This window comes from Symbioplanes lichenis (genome assembly GCF_030709675.1).
Classification (GTDB): Bacteria; Actinomycetota; Actinomycetes; order Mycobacteriales; family Micromonosporaceae; genus Actinoplanes; species Actinoplanes lichenis.
This window is the reverse complement of sequence record NZ_JAUZQD010000002.1, coordinates 585124-604037: the sequence shown is the minus strand read 5'-3', so window position 1 is coordinate 604037 and position 18914 is coordinate 585124. Positions and strand designations below refer to the sequence as shown.

General features: G+C 72.1%; 20 protein-coding genes. 12 read left to right on the top strand and 8 right to left on the bottom strand.

All coding sequences use genetic code 11. The features are described from left to right. Window positions 1-50 precede the first annotated feature (50 nt). Window positions 51-527 carry a GNAT family N-acetyltransferase gene (locus tag RAN62_RS06670; RefSeq protein ID WP_305783583.1) on the bottom strand — a complete coding sequence of 159 codons (477 nt, stop codon included), beginning with the start codon at window positions 525-527 and terminating at the stop codon, window positions 51-53. A gap of 60 nt (window positions 528-587) precedes the next feature. Between RAN62_RS06670 and RAN62_RS06665 the strand changes: the two genes are divergently transcribed. After that, window positions 588-905 (top strand): hypothetical protein, encoded by a 318-nt coding sequence (locus RAN62_RS06665; protein WP_305783582.1) that lies wholly within the window; start codon window positions 588-590, stop codon window positions 903-905. Between the two features lie 10 nt (window positions 906-915). On the opposite strand, the gene RAN62_RS06660 is transcribed toward RAN62_RS06665, so the two are convergent. The 4 genes from RAN62_RS06660 to pcaB are packed head-to-tail and all read right to left on the bottom strand — an operon-like array spanning window position 916 to window position 4058. Then, a complete protein-coding gene (locus RAN62_RS06660) occupies window positions 916-1683 on the bottom strand; it encodes an IclR family transcriptional regulator domain-containing protein (protein ID WP_305783581.1) in 768 nt (255 codons plus the stop codon). Then, a complete protein-coding gene (gene pcaC / locus RAN62_RS06655) occupies window positions 1680-2051 on the bottom strand; it encodes a 4-carboxymuconolactone decarboxylase (RefSeq protein WP_305783580.1) in 372 nt (123 codons plus the stop codon). Before pcaC ends, RAN62_RS06660 begins: the two co-directional genes overlap by 4 nt. Then, entirely contained in the window at window positions 2044-2778 is a 735-nt protein-coding gene (gene pcaD / locus RAN62_RS06650; RefSeq protein ID WP_305783579.1) for a 3-oxoadipate enol-lactonase, read from the bottom strand. The genes pcaC and pcaD overlap by 8 nt, the downstream gene beginning before the upstream one ends. Further along, on the bottom strand, window positions 2775-4058 hold the full coding sequence (gene pcaB / locus RAN62_RS06645) for a 3-carboxy-cis,cis-muconate cycloisomerase (RefSeq protein ID WP_305783578.1): 1284 nt from the start codon (window positions 4056-4058) through the stop codon (window positions 2775-2777). Before pcaB ends, pcaD begins: the two co-directional genes overlap by 4 nt. A gap of 116 nt (window positions 4059-4174) precedes the next feature. Here pcaB and RAN62_RS06640 point away from each other — a divergent pair, with 116 nt between their 5' ends. From RAN62_RS06640 to RAN62_RS06605, 8 genes are all read left to right on the top strand, one after another. Further along, window positions 4175-5134: an ABC transporter substrate-binding protein gene (locus RAN62_RS06640; protein WP_305783577.1), complete on the top strand. Its 960-nt coding sequence runs from the start codon at window positions 4175-4177 to the stop codon at window positions 5132-5134. Continuing rightward, a complete protein-coding gene (locus RAN62_RS06635; protein ID WP_305783576.1) occupies window positions 5131-5889 on the top strand; it encodes an ABC transporter permease in 759 nt (252 codons plus the stop codon). The genes RAN62_RS06640 and RAN62_RS06635 overlap by 4 nt, the downstream gene beginning before the upstream one ends. Further along, complete coding sequence (locus tag RAN62_RS06630; RefSeq protein WP_305783575.1) at window positions 5886-6653, top strand: ABC transporter permease; 768 nt, start codon at window positions 5886-5888, stop codon at window positions 6651-6653. Before RAN62_RS06635 ends, RAN62_RS06630 begins: the two co-directional genes overlap by 4 nt. Before the next feature lie 10 nt (window positions 6654-6663). Then, window positions 6664-7458 (top strand): ABC transporter ATP-binding protein, encoded by a 795-nt coding sequence (locus RAN62_RS06625; RefSeq protein WP_305783574.1) that lies wholly within the window; start codon window positions 6664-6666, stop codon window positions 7456-7458. Window positions 7459-7525: 67 nt separating this feature from the next. Then, window positions 7526-8602 (top strand): hypothetical protein, encoded by a 1077-nt coding sequence (locus RAN62_RS06620; protein ID WP_305783573.1) that lies wholly within the window; start codon window positions 7526-7528, stop codon window positions 8600-8602. Window positions 8603-8683: 81 nt separating this feature from the next. Next, on the top strand, window positions 8684-9850 hold the full coding sequence (locus RAN62_RS06615; protein WP_305783572.1) for an alpha/beta hydrolase family protein: 1167 nt from the start codon (window positions 8684-8686) through the stop codon (window positions 9848-9850). A gap of 54 nt (window positions 9851-9904) precedes the next feature. Next, complete coding sequence (locus tag RAN62_RS06610; protein WP_305783571.1) at window positions 9905-10303, top strand: SRPBCC family protein; 399 nt, start codon at window positions 9905-9907, stop codon at window positions 10301-10303. An 86-nt stretch (window positions 10304-10389) separates the two neighbouring features. Beyond that, window positions 10390-11478, top strand: a complete 1089-nt coding sequence (locus RAN62_RS06605; protein ID WP_305783570.1) for a M15 family metallopeptidase — start codon at window positions 10390-10392, stop codon at window positions 11476-11478. Here the strand turns inward: RAN62_RS06605 and RAN62_RS06600 are convergent. After that, window positions 11465-12931 carry a M1 family metallopeptidase gene (locus RAN62_RS06600; RefSeq protein WP_305783569.1) on the bottom strand — a complete coding sequence of 489 codons (1467 nt, stop codon included), beginning with the start codon at window positions 12929-12931 and terminating at the stop codon, window positions 11465-11467. The two genes, RAN62_RS06605 and RAN62_RS06600, sit on opposite strands and share 14 nt — an antisense overlap. A 114-nt stretch (window positions 12932-13045) precedes the next feature. On the opposite strand from RAN62_RS06600, the gene RAN62_RS06595 reads away from it, so the two are divergent. The 3 genes from RAN62_RS06595 to RAN62_RS06585 are packed head-to-tail and all read left to right on the top strand — an operon-like array spanning window position 13046 to window position 15158. Further along, the gene (locus RAN62_RS06595; protein ID WP_305783568.1) at window positions 13046-14092 is read left to right on the top strand and encodes a sensor histidine kinase; all 1047 of its coding nucleotides are present in this window, start codon (window positions 13046-13048) and stop codon (window positions 14090-14092) included. After that, entirely contained in the window at window positions 14080-14727 is a 648-nt protein-coding gene (locus RAN62_RS06590) for a response regulator (protein ID WP_305783567.1), read from the top strand. Before RAN62_RS06595 ends, RAN62_RS06590 begins: the two co-directional genes overlap by 13 nt. Beyond that, on the top strand, window positions 14724-15158 hold the full coding sequence (locus RAN62_RS06585) for a hypothetical protein (protein WP_305783566.1): 435 nt from the start codon (window positions 14724-14726) through the stop codon (window positions 15156-15158). The genes RAN62_RS06590 and RAN62_RS06585 overlap by 4 nt, the downstream gene beginning before the upstream one ends. Before the next feature lie 106 nt (window positions 15159-15264). Here RAN62_RS06585 and RAN62_RS06580 read toward each other — a convergent pair whose 3' ends face one another. Together RAN62_RS06580 and RAN62_RS06575 are read right to left on the bottom strand one after the other, a co-directional pair. Then, entirely contained in the window at window positions 15265-16659 is a 1395-nt protein-coding gene (locus tag RAN62_RS06580; RefSeq protein WP_305783565.1) for a condensation domain-containing protein, read from the bottom strand. 45 nt (window positions 16660-16704) lie between these two features. After that, the gene (locus RAN62_RS06575) at window positions 16705-18861 is read right to left on the bottom strand and encodes an amino acid adenylation domain-containing protein (protein ID WP_305783564.1); all 2157 of its coding nucleotides are present in this window, start codon (window positions 18859-18861) and stop codon (window positions 16705-16707) included. Between the last annotated feature and the right edge of the window lie 53 nt (window positions 18862-18914).

The following is an 18914-nucleotide window of genomic DNA, read 5'->3' as shown; positions in this document are numbered from 1 at the left end:
AGGCGGAAGCTGGGCCCGGCGGCGGCCGCCATGCCCCGCGAAACACCGCCTTAAAAAGCCTTGACGTAGCGGAGGGCCGGAACCTCGATCGTCGAGGCGCCGGCCTCCGCCGTGTAGGAGAAGCCGCCGCCGTCCGACCAGCCCTGGCGCTCGTAGAACCGGCGCGCCCGCGCGTTGCCCGGCGCCACGGCGAGCCAGGCCTTCTCGTGCCCGGCGGCGGCCACCCGCTGCTCGGCGTCGCTCAGCAGGATGGCGGCGACCCCGGTGCCCCGGTGCGCGGCCGCCACGTAGACCTGCTCGACCTCCTCGCCGTCCACGACGGTGAAGCCCGCCGGCTCCCCGTCGTGCAGCGCCACGGTGGCGCGGTCGATGCGCTCGGCCGTGCGAGGCACGAACGATTCCGCCGTACGGAAGGGAAGCAGCTCGTCGGGAACATGCCCGGCGTGCCCGTCGTGCCAGCCGGTGTGCCACAGCGCGGCCAGCGCCGGAACGTCGTCAGTGGTGGCGGGGCGCAGCTCGATCGACATGCCGCCGACGCTAGCAAAGAGCTCTCGGCCAGAGCCCGGACGAGCGGTGCGGACGCGTGCGTGTCCGACCATGCGGTGGACCACGGTGACCTGCACAAAGGCGGGCGGCAAACAAGATCCGGGGCGGTCAGCGGTTACCAGCTGCCCTTGCCCACGGACTGGCGGCTTCCGGTCCGGCACCGGGTCGCCGGCTACACGATCCGCCCGCAGAGCGAGGACAGCAGCGTCGAGGTCCTCTACGAGTTCCCGGTGCCCGGGGCGACGAGCCGGATCGAGGGCATAACCGTGCGCTACCGCGCCGGGGGCATCGCGTACCGGAAGACCTTCGACGTCGCCATCACCATTTGCGCGCCGGCTGGTCCGCGACCCTGCGGCTGAGGCCGGCCGGTCAGGGGCGGGTGGTGGCGCGGAGGTCGGCCTCGATGGCGGCGGCTGTTTCGAGGAGGGCGGGGAGGAGGGTTTCGCGCATGTCGGCGACGGACGTGCGGGAGGCGTGGACCGAGATGTTGACGGCGGCGACGACGATGCCGGTGCGGTCGCGGACCGGAGCTGCGAGGGAGCGGAGGCCTTCTTCGAGTTCCTGGTCGACGAGGGCCCAGCCCTGGTTGCGTACCCGGAGCAGCTCGGTCTTGAGGTCGTCGGCGCGAGTGAGAGTGCGGGCGGTGAGCGGGGCCAGCTTGATGCGGGACAGGAACGTGTCGTCGGGGTGGGCGGCCAGCAGGACGCGGCCCATGGAGGTGGCGTAGGCGGGGAAGCGGGTGCCGACGTTGATGGCCACGGTCATGATGCGGCGGGTGGGGACGCGGGCCACGTACACGATGTCGTCGCCGTCGAGGACCGAGAGGGAGGAGCTCTCGTGGACGCGGGCGGCCAGGTCCTCGAGGTGGGGCTGGGCCACCTCGGGCAGGGACAGGCTGCTCAGGAACGAGTAGCCGAGCTCGAGCACGCGCGGGGTCAGCGAGAACAGCCGGCCGTCGGTGCGGACGTAGCCGAGGTCGGTCAGGGTGAGCAGGAAGCGGCGGGCGGCGGCGCGGGTGAGGTCGCAGTGGCGGGCGACGTCGCTGAGGGTGAGTTCGGGGCGGCCGGCGTCGAAGGCGCGGATGACGGCGAGGCCACGCTCGAGGGACTGGACGAAGTGCGGCTCGCGGCCGGTCACGGAGTCTCGTCCAGGGTGGCCTGCGCGATCTTGAAGGCCGCGTTCGCGGCGGGCACGCCCGCGTAGACCGCGGTGTGCAGCAGGACCTCCGCGATCTCCTCGCGGGTCAGGCCGTTGCGCAGCGCCGCGCGCACGTGCATGGCGATCTCGTCATGACACCCCAGAGCGGTCAGTACGCCCAGAGTGACGCAACTGCGCGTGCGCCGGTCCAGTCCCTCCCGCGTCCACACGTCGCCCCACGCGTAGCGGGTGATGAAGTCCTGGAACGGCTCCGTGAACGGCGTCGTGGCGGCGACCGCCCGGTCGACGTGCGCGTCGCCGAGCACGTCGCGCCGGACCGCCATGCCGTCGGCGTAGGCGTCAGTCATCGAGGGCCTCCAGCAGCAGGGGGTTGACGATCGCGGGATGTTCCCAGGTGGCGAGGTGGGCGCCGGGCACGACCGAGAGCCGGGCGCCGGGGATGGCCGCGGCGATGGCGGCGCCGTGGGCGGGTGGCGTGGCCGGGTCGTCGGCGCCGGCGATCACGAGCGTCGGCGCCACAATGCCCGGAATGTCCGCGCGCAGATCCATGTGCTCGATCGCTGCACATGCCCCGGCATAACCAATGGGGTCAGTCGCCGCGATCATGGCCCGTAAGTCCGATTTGTCCGCGGAAACTACCCACCGATCGACCACCGCGTCAGCAACGGCGGCGGTGCCGCCGGCGAGAACCGTCGCCGCCCGGGAAGCCCACGCCGACGGCGGCCCGAGCAGCGCCGACGTGCAGCACAGCACCAGCCGGCCGACCCGCGACGGATGATGCGCGGCCAGCCACATCGCCGTCATCCCGCCCAGCGACAGCCCGCACACGTGCGCCCGGCCGACACCGAGATGGTCCAGCAGCGCGATCGCGTCCCCGCCCAGGTCGGCGAGCGAGTACGGGCCCGGCGGGACGGGGGACCGGCCGTGACCGCGGGCGTCGTACCGGATGATCCGGAACCGGTCCGCGAGGGCGGGCATCTGCGGGTCCCACATCCGCAGGTCCGCCCCGAGCGAGTTGATCAGCAGCAGCGGCGGCGCGTCCGCGGGCCCGGTGACCTCGTGGTGGACGATCATCGGCCCGCCGCCCGCAGCGCCCGGTCGATCAGCGTGTCCGCGCTGCCCAGATAGCCGGCCGGGTCGAGCAGCCGCTCGATCTCGGCCGGGCTCAGCCGTGCGGTGATGGCCGGGTCGTGGGCCAGGTCGCCGCGCCGGGTGGCCTCCCGCACCACGTCGGCGAAGCCGGGGCCCAGCGCGCCGGCGACCCGCTCGGCCAGCAGCGCGCTGCCGGTCAGGTCGAGGTTGGCGCGCATCCGGCCGGTGTGCACCTCGAGGCTGTCGAGCGACTGGCGCAGCCGGTGCACGGCCGAGCCGGTCGCCACGAGCAGGTCGCGCAGCGGCAGCCACTCGGCCTGCCAGGCGCCGGCCGCCCGCTGGTACTCGTGCGGCATCGCGGCGAGCACCGTGGCCACCAGCCCGGGCGTGTCCGCGGCGGCCGCCAGCGCACTGATGGCGTGCACCGGGTTGCGCTTGTGGGGCAGCGTCGACGAGCCGCCGCCCGCGCCGCTTTCGGAGATCTCGCCGACCTCGGTCTGCGCGTACAAGGTGAGGTCCCTGGCCACCTTGGCGGCGGCGCCGGCGGTCGTGCCCAGCGCGGTGGCCAGGTCCGCGACGCGGGTGCGCTCGGTGTGCCACGGCAGCTCCGGCTCGGCGAGACCCAGGCGCTTCGCGTACGCGCCGACGAGCGCCGGCGCCTTCTCCCGCTCGTACGCCGCCAGGGTGCCCGCCGCCCCGCCCAGCTGCACGGCGAGCCGGGTGCGCCGCACCTCCCCGAGCCGGCGCCGCGCTGTGTCGAGCCCGCCCAGCCATCCCGCCGCCACCAGCCCGAACGTCGTCGGCAGCGCCTGTTGCAGCAGCGTCCGGGCGGCGATCAGCGTCGTCCGGTGGGTGTCGGCGAGCGCGGCCACCCGTCCGGTGACCGCCGCGAGATCGTCGAGCAGCGGCCCGAGCGCGCGGTGGGCGACCAGCATCGTGGCCGTGTCGACGATGTCCTGGCTCGTGGCGCCGCGGTGCACGACCGGCGCGACGGCGGCGGGCACGGCCGCGCGCAGCCGCGTGATCAGTGGCACGACCGGGTTGCCGGTGAGCGCGGCCTCCTGCCCGAGCGCCGCGATGTCGACGTCGAGCGTGGTGCCGGCGTCGGCCACGGCCCGGGCCTGGTCCGGATCGGCGAGCCCGGCGTCCGCGGCGGCCAGGGCGAGGGCGGACTCGGCGTCGAGCAGGGCGCGCACGTAGGCCCGGTCAGTGGTGGCAGCGCGCACCGGCCCCGCGGCCAGCACCCCGTCGAACAAACCCACCGGCACCCCCAGGAATCGATCTCGATCATTGACGTGACCCAGGCCACACCCTTACGTTCTCTCTGAGAACTTACGTGCGTATGCCGCACAACGGCAAATCTCCCGGGGGGTCGTCCATGCGCCGGATCGTCGCGGGTCTCACCGCGCTCGCCCTCGCCGCCGGGGCCGGATGCGGCTCCTCGGGCGGCGGCGGCACCACCACCGAGAATGGCATCGACCAGGTCAAGGTCGGGGTGATTCCGATCGTCGACGTCGCGCCGATCTATCTCGGGCAGCAGAAGGGCTTCTTCGCCGGTCGCAAGATCGAGCTGACCATGGAGAGCGGCCAGGGCGGTGCGGCCATCGTGCCCGGCGTGGTCAGCGGGCAGTTCCAGTTCGGCTTCAGCAACATCACCTCGCTGCTGGTCGCCCAGACCAAGAACGTGCCGGTCACGATCGTGGCCAACGGCGTCGCCTCCACCGGCGAGGCGGGCAAGGACTTCGGCGGCGTCGCCGTGCGCAAGGACAGCCCGATCACCAAGCCGGCCGATCTGGCGGGCAAGAAGATCGCGGTCAACACCCTCAAGAACATCGGCGACACCACCGTACGCGAATCCGTGCGCAAGGCCGGCGGTGATCCGAGCGGCATCAGCTTCGTCGAGATGCCGTTCGCGACCATGCCCGCCGCCGTGGAACAGGGGCAGGTCGACGCGGCCTGGGCCGTCGAGCCCTCCCTGTCGGCGATCACCGGCGCGGGCGGGCGGGTCGTCGCCTGGAACTACGTCGACGCGGCGCCCGACCTCACCGTGGCCGCGTACTTCACGTCGGCCAAGCTCGCCGGCGAGAACTCCGACCTCGTCAAGCGGTTCGGCGAGGCGATCACCGAGTCGCTGACCTACGCGGACGCGCACCCCGACGAGGTGCGGGCGGTGCTGGGGACGTACACGAAGATCGAGGAGAAGGCCCGCGCGGCGCTGACCCTGCCGAAGTGGCCCGCCGAGATCAACACCGCCTCGGTCGACACGCTCGCGAAGCTCGGCGTGCAGGACGGCATCTTCGACGGCGCCACCCCCGACCCCGCGAAGATCCTGCCGTGATCCTGCGCCTGTCCGGCCTGGCCGCGCTGGTGGCCCTGGCCGAGCTGCTGCCCCGGCTCGGCGTGGTCAGCCCGGACTACCTGCCGCCGGCCAGCGGGATCGCCGCCGCGCTGGGCCGCGAGGCCGCCACCGCCTCCTTCTGGACCGCCGTCGGCGACACCCTCGTCGCGTGGGCGATCGGCCTGGCCGTGGCGGTCACCGCGGGCGTCGCGGCCGGCCTGCTCGTCGGCGCGGTCCCCGTGCTGCGCGCGTGGACCGCCTCCACGATCGAGTTCCTGCGGCCCATCCCGTCGGTCGCGCTCATCCCGCTCGCGGTCCTGCTGTACGGCACCGGCCTCGGATCCTCCCTCTTGCTGATCGTGTACGCGGCCTTCTGGCAAGTGCTCGTCCAGGTCCTCTACGGCGTGGCCGACGTGGACCCGGTCGCCGACGAGACCGCGCGCAGCTTCCGGTTCAGCCCGTGGGCCCGGGTGCGGCACGTGCTCTGGCCCACCGCGCTGCCCTACGTCTTCACGGGCATCCGGCTCGCGGCGGCCGTCGCCCTGGTGCTCGCCGTCACCGCCGAACTGGTGATCGGCTCGCCGGGGCTGGGCGCGGTCATCGCGGTCGCGCAGAGCTCGGGCGCGGTGCCCGTCATGTACGCGATGATCGTCGTCACGGGCGTGCTCGGCGTCCTGATCAACGTGGGCGCCCGGCTCGCCGAGCGCCGCTTCCTCGCGTGGCACCAGTCGGTCCGGGGCGAGGTGGCCTTGTGATCCGGCGGTTGCTGATGGTCGTGTCGTTGCCGGCCGTGCTCTTCGCGATCTGGTTCGCCGCGTCGTTGAGCAGCGAGAACTTCTACGCGCCGCCCCTGCGGACGATCCTGGTCGCCTTCAAGGACACGTGGACGCCCGATCGGCTGCGCGCCGACGTGTTGCCCAGCCTCGGCCGGCTGCTCGCGGGATACGCGCTGGCCGCGGTGGCCGGAGTGACGATCGGTGTCGCGATCGGCGTGTCGAAACGGCTGCGGGCCGCCGCCGAGCCGGTGCTCGAGTTCTTCCGGGCGATCCCGCCGCCGGTGCTCGTACCCGTGATCATGCTCTTCGCCGGCATCGGCACCTCGATGAAGGTCATCGTGATCGCCTTCGGCTGTGTGTGGCCAGTGTTGCTGAACACTGTGGAGGGCGTGCGCGCGGTCGACTCGGTGCTGTCGGACACCAGCCGGTCGTACGGGATCAGCGGGGCCGCCCGCCTGCGGCACCTGCTCCTGCCGGCCGCGTCGCCGCAGATCGTCACCGGGCTGCGCCAGGCCCTGTCCATCGCGATCATCCTCATGGTGATCAGCGAGATGTTCGCGGCCAGCAACGGCCTCGGCTTCACCGTCGTGCAGTTCCAGCGCAGCTTCGCCATCCCGGAGATGTGGAGCGGGATCCTGCTGCTGGGGCTGCTCGGCTTCGCTCTGTCCGAGTTGTTCCGCCTGGCCGAGCGGGCCGCGCTGGGCTGGTACCACGGGCTGCGGTCCGCGCAGCGGAAAGGGTGAGGTCCCGGTCGTGCTCGAGGTCATCGGACTGCGCAAGGTCTATCGGACGGACCGGCGCGAGGTGGAAGCCCTGCGGGAGCTGACGTTCACGGTCGGGGCGGGCGAGCTGGTCTGCCTGGTCGGGCCGTCCGGGTGCGGGAAGACCACGCTGCTGCGCTGCATCGGCGGGCTCCTGGAGCCGAGCGGCGGGACGGTGCGCGTGGACTCGGCCCCGGTGGCCGGGCCGCCGGCCGGGATGGCGGTCGTCTTCCAGGAGTACGGGCGCAGCCTGTTCCCGTGGATGTCGGTGCGCGACAACGTGGCTTTACCACTCAGGCAGAAGAAGCTCCCCCGGGGCCGAGTGAACAGTTTGGTGGGGGAGGCGTTGCAAGCTGTGGGGCTGGAGGGGACCGAGACCGCGTACCCGTGGCAGTTGTCCGGCGGGATGCAGCAGCGGGTGGCGATCGCGCGGGCCGTGGCCTACGAGCCGTCGATCCTGCTGATGGACGAGCCGTTCGCGGCCGTGGACGCGCAGACGCGGGCCGATCTCGAGGACCTCGTGCGGTCGCTGTGGCAGCGGCTGGGTGTGACGATTCTCTTCGTCACGCATGACATCGACGAGGCTGTCTATCTGGGGCAGCGGGTGATCATGCTGTCCGCGTCGCCGACCGTGATCCAGGACGAGCTGACCGTCGACCTGCCGGACAAGCGCAACCAGCTGCACACCCGGGCCGACCCGCGGTTCACGGCGCTGCGCACCCACGTGTACGAGCAGATCCAGGCGGCCAAGATCGCCGCGCAACCTTCTCCGGGGCCGGTCCGTTGATGATCATGTGCGCCTACTCAAAGTAGCCAGACTGCTACTCACTGCTTTTGTCGCGACGCCCGCCCTGGTGGTCGCGCCCGCCTTCATCAACCCTGCCCGGGCCGCCTCGCGGGGCGCCCCCGAATTCAACTCCACCGTGTGGGCCATCGCGTTCCGCGGCAACACGGTCTACGCCGGCGGGTCGTTCACGTCGGTGAAGTCGCACGGCCGGACGTACGTGCGGAAGCGGCTGGTCGCCTTTGACGCGCGTACCGGGGCGGTCCTGCCGTGGAACCCCGTCGCCAAGGGAACCGTGCGCGCCTTGGCCGTCGCCGGCGGCAGCCTCTACGCCGGCGGCGACTTCACCGAGATCAACGGGCTGCGCCGCAGCAAGCTCGCCCGCTTCGACAGCTCGGGCAAGCTGTCCCGCTGGGCCCCGCGCGTCAGCGGCGGCGTCACCAGCCTCGCGATCGGCCAGGGCCGGGTGTACGCCGCCGGGCAGTTCAGCTCCGTCGACGGCGCCCGCCGCGGCAACATCGTCGCGTTCCGCCACGCGTCCGGCGCCCTGGACCGCGGCTTCCGTACCGCCGCCGACACGCGGGTGCGGGCGCTGGCCGTCACGCGTACGCGGCTCTACCTCGGCGGCGACTTCCACAAGGTCAACGGCACGGTGGCCCGGCGCCTGGCGGCCGTGTCCACCGGCGACGGCCGGCTGATCAAGGCATTCCGGCCGGTCGCCCCGGCCACCGTCATGGACCTCGCCGTCTCGCCGAGCGGGCTGAGCACCGCCACGGGCGGCCCCGGCGGACGGGCCGTCGGCTACACCCCGGCCGGCCGCGTGCGCTGGACCCACCTCTTCGACGGCGACGTGCACACGCTCGCCGTGCTGGGCCGCACCACCTACGTCGGCGGGCACTTCGACCGCGCCTGCAAGTCCACCAGCACCATCAGCCAGCGCGGCTGCAAGGCCGGCTACGCGTCCCGGGTCAAGCTCGCCGCCCTCGACGACCGGGGCCGGCTGACCGGCTGGAACCCGCGCGCGAACGGCGCCATCGGCGTGCAGGCTCTGTCCGCCGACCCGGCCCACCGGTGGGTCGCGGCCGGCGGCGCCTTCACGGCGATCGGCGGCTCGAGCCGGGAGCGGTTCGCCCTCTTCGGCGGGTGACGCGACCCTACTGGAGGACCATGTCGAAGATGGTCCTCCAGTAGTACGCGCCGGGCGGCTTCCGGCTTCTAGCGTCGCCGGATGACACTTCGGACAGTTGTCGCCGTCCTGGCGACTGTTGCGCTGCTCGGTGCGACGCCGGCTTCTGCTTCGTCGCGGCCCTCGTTGCCCGGGCCCAGCGGTTCCGCGCCGGTCGGTGCGACGGTGCTGCATCTCGTGGACCACGACCGGGGCGGGCGCGAGCTCATGGTCAGCCTGTTCTATCCCGCGGCGGCCGGGCGGCCCGGGCCGGCGGCGCCCTACATGCTCGAGCGGGCGGCGGCGCACTTCGATGCCGTCACCGCCGACGACTATCTGGGACTCGGGCTGCCCGCCGGGCGGGTGGACTGGGCGAGGATCCGTACTGATGTCGCGCTGAACGCCCCGGTCGACCGGCGGGCCGGCCGGCTGCCGGTGGTGCTGTGGTCGCCGGGGCTGGGGGAACCGCGCACCTGGTCCACCACGCTGGTCTCGGCGCTGGCGAGCGCCGGCTACCTCGTGGTGACGATCGACAACACCGGCGAGTCGCCCGAGGTGGAGTTCCCCGACGGCCGGCTGGTCGTGCTGGAAGGGGCCGAGCCGACCGTACCGTGGGTGACGCGGATGATGGCCACCCGCGTCGCCGACACCTCCTTCGTCCTCGACCAGCTCCCCGCCGTGACCGCCGCCGGCCTGCACGGCCGTGTCGACCTGTCCGCGATCGGCATGGCCGGGCACTCCGCCGGTGGCTACACGGCGGCCGCCGCGATGCTGGCCGACCGGCGCATCGACGCCGGCGTCAACCTCGACGGCCTGATGGAGCTCGACCCGCTGCGGCCGGGCGCCGTGCTCGCGCCGGTCGCCGAGCGCGGGCTGGACCGGCCGTTCCTGCTGATGGGCTCCGACGGGCCTGCCGGGGAGAACATCACGGACAGCCCGTCGTGGGCGTCGTTCTGGGCGCACAGCACCGGCTGGAAGGCCGACTTCACCCTGCTCGGCTCGCGGCACGCGTCCTTCACCGACGCCGAGGTGCTGCTGCCGCAGCTGGCCGGGCCCCTGCGGCTGGACCCGGAGGCGGTACGCGACGACATCGGCACCCTCGATCCGGCCTTGGCCGTGCGCACCCAGAGCCGGTACGTCACCGGCTTCTTCGACCGCTTCCTGCGCGGGCGCGACGGTGCCTTCCTCGACGAGCCCGAGCCGGCGTTCCCGATCGCGCGGGCCGGCTGACCCGGTTTCCTCCGCGCCGTGCCGGTGCGGGCGGTTGCTGGCATGATGACGGGTATGCCGACGGAGTCGCTGCACATCGCCGAGTACGTGGATCGCAGCCCCGCCGACGTGTACGCGTACGCGTCGGATCCGACGAACATCCCCGGCTGGGCGCCCGGGCTCGGCACCGCCGTCGAGCGGGTCGGCGACGACTGGTTCGTCGTCACGCCGGACGGGACCCGGGTGCGCCTGACCTTCGCGGGGCCCAACGAACACCTGGTGCTCGACCACGACGTGCACCTGCCGACCGGGGACAGCGTCCACAACCCGTTCCGGGTGCTGCCGCTCGACGCCGGGAGCGAGGTCGTCTTCACGCTGCGGCGCCAGCCCGGGATGAGCGACGAGGACTTCGCCGCCGACCGGGCCGCCGTGGCCGCCGACCTGGCGCGGCTCAAACAGATCCTCGAGAGCTGAGGGTCTTGCGCCAATCTTGAGCGGGCAACCGTCTCGCACCCCGGACGGTCCGGAGCCGCACCTCGCGGTCCCGAGACTCGTCCGGGATGACGACACGACAGGAATCCCAGACCAGTCACCGAGTCCGTGGCCACGTGCGGCGGTCCGCCACCGCCGTGGTCGCCGGCCTCGCCGCCGTCCTGACCGCCGCCGGTACGGGCGTCGCGCCCGCCGAGGCCGCCGTGCCCCAGGCCGCCACGCAATGGGCGTCGCTCATGCGGCAGAGCCTCACCCCCAGCCCCGCGTACGTGAAGCTGGCCGGCACCCTCGCCACCCAGCGCACCACGCTCGCCACCCGGGCCGCGCAGGTGAAGACCCGCACCACCGAGCACACGACCGCCCAGAACGCGCTCGCGGTCGCCGTGGCCAACGACTCGGCCGCCCGTACCCGGTATGCGATCGCCCGCGAGGCCCTGGCCACCGCGCGCAACCGGCTCACCGTGGTCTCGCAGCAGCGGCCCCGCAACGCCGCCGCCGTGACCACCGCCAAGGAAGCCGTCACCGCCCGCGCGAACGCGACCATCATCCGCCGCACCCAGGCGACCGCGGCGGCCACGGCCCTCAAGACCGCGCAGGCCACCGCGAGCACGGCCACAACGAGCCTCGACAGCGCCACCACGAACTACGAGCGCATGGCGACGGCGGTCCGCACCAACCAGCAGCGGCTGGTCGCCCTGGACACGCGCGGCGCGTACACGGCGCAGGCCGCCGGCCTCAGCAGCGCCGTCGTCAACCAGGTCCGCGCCAGCTTCTCCACGGCCGACGCGACCACGGTCGAGGGCATCACCGTGCACAAGAGCGTGGCCTTCGCCTTCGGCCGCATGCTCGCCGACGCCCGCAAGGACGGCATCGTCATGTCCGGCGGCGGCTTCCGCACCAAGCAGCGCCAGATCGAACTGCGCAAGATCAACGGCTGCCCGGACGTCTACACCGCGCCGGCCTCCTCGTGCCGCGTGCCGACCGCGATCCCGGGCCGGTCCCTGCACGAGATCGGCCTCGCCGTCGACATGACGTCGGGCGGCCGCACCCTGACGTCGGGCAGCCCGGCCTTCAAGTGGCTGACCGCGCACGCCGCCGAGTACGGCTACAAGAACCTGCCGTCGGAGGCGTGGCACTGGTCCATCACCGGCGGCTGATCTCGCCGCCGAGCGGCCGCTCCCCGCCGATCCCAGCCTTCGTGGGGCCGGCGGGAAGCGGCGGGGTGGTCTCGCCGTAGAGCCAGTCGTTCAGGAAGCGGGTCAGGTCCTGCCCGGCGACACGGGACGCCAGGGCGATGAAGTCCCGGGTCGAGGCCGACCGGCCGCGGTACTGCGTGACCCACTCCCGCTCCAGCCGGTTGAATCTCGCCGCGCCGAGCTTCTTCTCCAGGGCGTACAGGACCAAGGCTCCGCCCTGGTAGACGTTCGGGTTGAAGACGTGGAAGAACTCGTCGCCGTCCCGGGGCGCGCCCACCGGACCGTTCTCGGCGCGCAGCTGGTCGCTCATCCGGTGGATCGCGGCGAAGTAGGCCGCCCGGTCGGGCAGGCCACCGTAGACGCCGAACGTGCCGGTCTCCTCCGCGTGCAGCAACTCGTAGTAGTGCGCGTGTCCCTCGTTCAGCCAGACGTCCTCCCACGACCACGGCGAGACGCTGTCGCCGAACCATTGATGCGCCACCTCGTGGGTCATCAGCTGGCTGACGCCCATGGCATCGGACTCGGTGAACAGGCCGGTGTCGTACAGCGACAAGGTCTGGGTCTCCAGGCCGCCGCCCAGCTCGGCGTCGACGACCAGGGAGCCGTAGGTGTCGAACGGGTACGGGCCGACCTTGCCCTCCATCCACGTCAGCTGTTCGCGCTCCTGCTCGAGGCGGGGCAGCAGCTGCCCGGCCAGACGACGGGGCACCACGTCGCGGATCGGGGTGGATCCGGCGGGGCGGCGGTCCCGGACGGCGAAGTCGCCGACCGCCACCTGCACCAGCTCGGTGGCCATGGGATTCGCCTCGCGGAAGGTGTCGGTGACGTAGCCGCCTTCGGTGCGCGTGCCGGTACGCACGCCGCTGGCCGTGGCGGTCCAGCCGGCCGGATGCGTGAGGGCGATCGTCCAGGTCGCCTTGTCCCGGGGATGGTTGTTGCCCGGGAACAGCTCCTGCGCGGCGGTCGGCTGCCCGGCCAGCACGGTGCCGTCGGGCGTGGTGAGGAAGCCCATCATCTCGTCGGAGGCGGGGACCGGCACCGTCGGCGTGGCGGTGAAACCGGTGACTGTCAGGGTGAAACGGTGCCCGGCCGGCAGCCGGCGCCCGGGTGTGACGATCAGCTCGGCGCCGTCGCGGGTGAACGCCGCCGGACGCCCCTCCACCGACACCCCGCCGACCGCGTCGCCGGAGAAGTCGAGGTCGAGGCGGGACAGGTTCTGGGTGGCGACGGCGGTGAGGGTGACGGTGCCGGAGACGGTCTGCTTCGGGTCCGTGCGGGCGTGGAACAGCGTCAGTTCGTAGTTCCGCACGTCGTATCCGCCGTTGCCGAGCAACGGATACAGCCGGTCGCCCAGCCCGGCCGAGCCGGGGGTCGCGGCGAGGACAGCCGTGATCAGCGTGGTGGTGAGCCACATCGGATGCTCCAGAGAGGTCGATGACAGGACCGCTCCAGCGTGGGGGAGCGGGCGGCGCGGGAGAACCCGGCGGGCCTTACCCGCGGGGTAGGGACGGCCTTACCATCGACGGCGATGAAGCGCGGTGTCTGGCGGGCCACGGTGCACACGCTGACCGGGCTCCCGGTCGCGCTGCTCGGTGTCGTGGTGCTGGTGGCCCCGGCGCGGGGACGGACCGTGGCGTGGCGGAGCTCGGCCCAGCGGGCCCGGTTCTCCGCCCTGCTCGGCGTCACCGTCGACGAGGGCGCGGCGGCGCGCAAGCAGATCGCGTACCACCTGATCGCCCTGCCGTACAACCTGATCGCCTTCGCCGTCGTGGCGGGGGCCTGGTCGGCCGGTATCGGTCTGCTCGTCGCCGCGGTCCAGCGGCCCGCGCTGATCCCGGCGGCGGCCGGCGTGCCGGCCGCGGCGGCCCTCGCCGCCCGGGGGCTCGCCCGGCTCGATGTGGTGCTGGCTCGCCGTCTCCTCGGTCCCGATGTCACCGAGGCGCTGACCGCCCGCCTGCGGGAGCTGGCCCGGGCCCGGGCGGACACGGTCGCCGCGGCCGACGCCGAGCGCCGCCGGATCGAGCGTGACCTGCACGACGGCGCCCAGCAGCGCCTGGTCGCGCTGGCCCTGAAGCTGGGCCTGACCCGCGCCGCCCTTCCGGCGGGTCCGGCCCGGGACTCGGTCGGTGAGGCGCACGCGCAGGCCAAGGCGGCGTTGGCCGAGCTGCGCGACCTCGTCCGCGGACTGCACCCGGCCGTGCTGACCGACCGCGGGCTGGACGCGGCCCTCTCCGGGCTGGTGGCCAGGCAGCCGCACCCGGTGGACCTGCGTGTCGACGTGGCCCGGCGCTGCCCGCCGGAGATCGAGGCGATCGCCTACTTCGTGGTCGCCGAGGCACTGACGAACGTGACCCGCCACGCGCGCGCGACCAGGGTCGAGGTGGCCGTGGTCCGCGCGCGGGACATGCTGCGGCTCACCGTGCTCGACGACGGTGCGGGCGGCGCGACCGACCGGCCCGGCGGGGGTCTGCGCGGCCTGGCCCAGCGGGCCGGCTCGGTCGACGGCCGGCTGCGGATCGAGAGCCCGCCCGGCGGGCCGACTCTGGTGGAGGTGGTGCTGCCGTGCGGGTCGTGATGGCCGAGGACTCGGTGCTGCTGCGAGCCGGGCTGGTCGAACTGCTCACCGGCGACGGCATCGAGGTGGTCGCCGCCGTGGCCGGCGCGGCCGAGGCGCTGCTGGCCGTCGAACGGGAGCGGCCCGACCTCGCGTTGCTGGACGTGCGGCTGCCGCCCGATTTCAGCGACGAGGGCGTCCGGGCGGCCCTGGTGATCAAGGAGCGGTGGCCGGATGTCGCTGTTCTGCTGCTGTCCCAGTACGTCGAGGAGCGCTACGCCGTCGAACTGCTGACCCGGCCGGCGGGTGGGCTCGGCTACCTGTTGAAGGACCGGGTCGCCGACGTCGAGGAGTTCCTCGAGGCGCTGCGCCGGGTCGCCGGCGGCGGCACCGCGCTCGACCCGGAGGTGGTGGCCCAGCTGCTCGCCCGCCGCCGCGTCAGCCCGCTGGGGCGGCTCACCACCCGCGAGACGGAGGTGCTCGCCACCATGGCCGAGGGCCGCTCCAACGCCGCGATCGCCGACGCTCTGGGGGTCAGCGGGCACGCCGTGGAGAAACACGTGACCAGCATCTTCGGCAAGCTCGGCCTGGCCCCGGCCGGTGCCGACCATCGCCGGGTGCTGGCCGTGCTGCGCTACTTGGAGGAGGGCCGGTGAGCCGGCGCTGGCGAATCGGCGGATCGCTGTACGCCGGGGTGGTGCTGCTGATCGGCGGCACGACGGCCATCACCATGATCAACGGGCGGAGTGCGGACGGCGCCGAGCGGCACGCCGGGGTCGCCCGCCTCGTGGTCTCCAACCCGGCCGGGCCGATCACCGTACGCGGCGGCCGGCCGGCGCTCGTCGTGCACCACCACGCCGAGTGGACCACGAGCCGCCCGCAGCTCCGCGACCGCCGGGAGGACACCGTGCTGATCGTGGACGCCTCGTGCAGCCGGCGCACGGGAGTGACCATTTCGATCAACTGCTCCGTCGCGTACGAGATAGAGGTCCCGGACGGTCTCGACCTGGACCTGTCCGCCGGCGGGCCGATCACCGTCACCGGCGTGACCGGACGGCTGACGACCCGCGCGTCGGACGGCGGCTGAACCAGGTGGCCACGAGCACGGTGGCGAGCGGTTCGCGCTCGGTGCTGCCGAGCGAAGTCACCGCATCGGCCTGATCGACACCGAACCGCCGTTGGCGACGATCGTCCTACGATCGAGCACCGATCGCTCCGAGACACCGTTCGACAACCGCCTCCGCTCGGACGTCGGCCCTGACGGCAAGCTGCTGGAGCTCGTAGTCGAACCACATCAGGAGCCGGCCGAGCCGCTCCTGGCCGAGCAGAGCCGGATCGACCCGGAGTTTCACCGTCAGGGCTTCGCGGCCACCCACTTTGAGATCGAGCCGGGGCCCGGTCTGCCGGGCGGAGCTGACCTGCCGCACCACGGTGCGGGACGGGTCGGACGGGCCCTCAGGTGTGTCATGTCGCTCGAGGTCGTGACCTTGGAAGTTGAAGAAGTTGTCGAACGACGGTTCCGTTCCTCGCGCCTGCAGAACGCGTTCCCGGAAGACATCGAGGTCGTAAGCACCGTGCGAATAGGCGGTGAGGGCGGCCCGGTTCACCTCCGCGGCGACGCCCGTGATGCCGGCTTCCAGCGGTACGCGGGCAACGGGCAGCGCGGAGTACTGGTTCATCGAGCTGACGATGCCACGCCATCGTGGTTGAACCCGGTTCCCCGACTGCAGCGTCAGAGCGAGGTCATCCCGTTCGAACAGCGCGCGAGCAGCGATGGTGTACAGGCACAACATGACGGTGTGGGGGGACGTGCCCAACCGGTGAGCGGCACGGATCAGGGCACGGCGGCTCTGTTCCGACGTCAGAACGGCGGCAATCCTGCCCTCGCGGGGTGCGGCCGGACTCGGGAAGACCTCGGGCGAGAGCTCTTTCAGCAAATCATCGACGCGCCGCACCGCTGCGTCGCGTCTGGCGCGCCACGCCGCTGACCGCTGAGTCACGGCCAGCTCCCGCGGCTGCGGTGGTTCCGACCGGAGCAGTGCCACGTCCGAGCTGTTCCCGACACCCAGGACGGCTCGGATCTCGCCGACGATTCGCTGCAGGCCGGGGCCGTCGGCGACGATGTGGTCCACGACGACACCCAGGAACTTCGGCTCACCGAGGTCGGAGATGAGTACCGCTCGCCAGCACGATCCCGCTTCCCAGTCGAAGCGCCGGCCTGCGGCCTGTCCGGTCAGTTCCTTGGCGTGAGTTTCCGAGCACCCGGGCTCGTCGATCCGCACGATGTCGAGGCTCGCGGCGGTGAGTACCTCCTGCGTGGGTCCCCGGACGTCGTCGACGAAGCGCGTGCGGACCGACTCGTGCCGGCTGGCCACCATCTGGAGAGCGGTCACGACCTCCTGGTCGCGCCGGCCGCGAGGCAGTCGCAGCACGCGGCTCAGGTAGGTCTCCGGCCACCGGTCGAACGGGAGGGTCTGCATCACTCGGAAGACGGACAGCTGCCCGAATGTCAGTGGTGCCGGCGGGGCGCCGGCGCCCTGTGACACCGGTAGGTGTTCCATTGCGAAATTCGACGAACCTGACGACATTGTGCTCCCCTTCTCGCTGTGCGCCGGGATCCTGGATCGTGCTCCTCACCGTTGACGGCTCCGCGAAGGTGGCGGGAGCGCCTGCCGGTCAACTTTGCCGTTCCTGGTCAAGGGCAGGGCGTCCAGCAGGATCACGTCAGCGGGAACCATGTGGGCCGGCAGCTTGCCGGTCAGAAAGGCGCGAATGTCCTGGACCAGGCCGCCGGCCGCGGCCACCACGTAGGCGACGAGCCGTTTCCCGTTCTGCGGGTCACCGTGCGCGACAGTGACGGCCGCCGTCACGTGCGGGTGTGCGAGCAGGGTCGCCTCGATCTCGCCGAGTTCGACGCGGAAGCCGTTGATCTTGACCTGGAAGTCGTTGCGGCCCAGGAACTCGAGATTTCCGTCGGGCAGATATCGGGCGAGGTCGCCCAGGCGGTACATGCGTTGCCCGGTATGCGGGTGGACGATGAACGCGGCCTGGGTCTTCTCCTCGTCGCGCCAATACCCCAGCGCTACCCCGGAACCGCCGACATAGAGGTCGCCTGCCACCCATTCCGGGCGCTGTCGCAGGTGACAGTCCAGTACGTCAAACCATTGGTTCGTCAGTGGCTTGCCGTACGGGATGCTCGGCAGAGTTTCGTCCACATCGCCGATGGGGTGGAAGACCGACCAGATGGAGGCTTCTGTCGCACCTCCGAGACTGACGATCTGAAGGTCTTGTGACGCCAGCGCCCGGATGCGTTTCGGGAGAGTGACCGGGATCCAGTCTCCGCTGAGTAACAAGAGCCGCAGCGACTCGGGCAACCGGCCCCGGAGCGCGAGCGTGTAGCCGGTCAGCATTTCCATCATCGCGGGGACCGAGTTCCACAGCGTCACTCTGTGCTCACGGATCAGGTCGGCCCAGTGCCAGGGCGCTTTGTCGGCGCCGGGATCGGGCATCACCAGGGTTCCACCGACACTGAGCGGTCCGAACAGGTCGTACACCGACAGGTCGAAGCTCAGCGGGGTCATCGCCAGGACTCGGTCGTCCGCACTGACCCGGAACCGGTCGTTGACGTCCGACACCGTGCCCGTCGCCCCACGATGATCGATCATCACGCCCTTCGGCTCACCGGTCGACCCGGAGGTGTAGATGACGTAGGCGAGGTCGGAGACGTCCTGCACGTGTCGCGGCGCCGCGCGGGCCGGCTCGGTCGGCAGGCCTTCGTCCAAGACGACGACTTCGATGCCGTCCGGCCACTCCAGCCCGGCGGCCGAGTCCTGATCGGTGACCGCGATCGACACGGCCGCGTGGCGGAGAAGGTGATGGAACCGTGCCGGCGGGAGATCCGGATCGACCGGCACGTACGCCGCGCCGGACTCGAGAATGCCGATGGTCGCCACGGCCTGCTTCCAGCCTTTGCCAAGAACGATCGCCACCAGAGTGTTCGGGGCCGCGTCCAGGCCCTGGAGCCGGTCGGCCAGGGCCGACGACGCCGCCTGGAGCTGGCCGTAACTCACGCTTCGGCCTTGGGCGATGACGGCCGACCGCTCCGGTACCCGGCGTGCCACTTCCCAGAACCGGTGGTGCAGCAGGCCACCGGGTACCTCTTTGCAGGTGTCATTGACCTGCCGCCGGGCGTACTCCTGGCGTTGCGGCAGCCTGGCCCTGGCCTCGCTGTGCTCGACGAGTTGCGTCAGCACATCCCGGAGGCTCGCCAGTACGTCCTCGGCGAGCCGCGGAATGAACAGACCCTCACGGGAGGTGAGGAGCACGGTGAGGCCGCTGACCCCCGCATCGAGAGCACATTCGAGGCCGGGCCGGGTGTCGGTCCCGGATTCATGGCCGGCGTCCGCGTCGCAGGCCGGGTATTCCCGTTCCGCCGAATTCTCATCGGCGTTGCCGGTCCGCCAGGTGATCAGGACATCGGGAACCGCAGGTTCCGCGCTCGCGCGGGAATGACCGTCGCCCTGGTGCATCCGCCGGTCGAGGTCGCGGGACCGTGACAGGAACGGTGATCGGACATCCGAGTCGATGACCAGCGGCTGCGGCCGTGAGCCGGGGTCCGTCAGGTCCCGGTAGGACACGACGAAGCGTGGCCGGGAGCTCCACAGTGACAAGACATCGCCGAAGGCCTGCACCAGGAGTGCCGCCGGCGAGACGCCTGTGCGATCCGCCAAAGCGACCAGGGATTCGCACGCCGACTCTGCGACCTCGTGGCAATGTTGGGAACGGGTCACCGGCGGCTCCGACACGTGACGGGCTTTCGGTAATTGGAGGGGTGAATCCACAG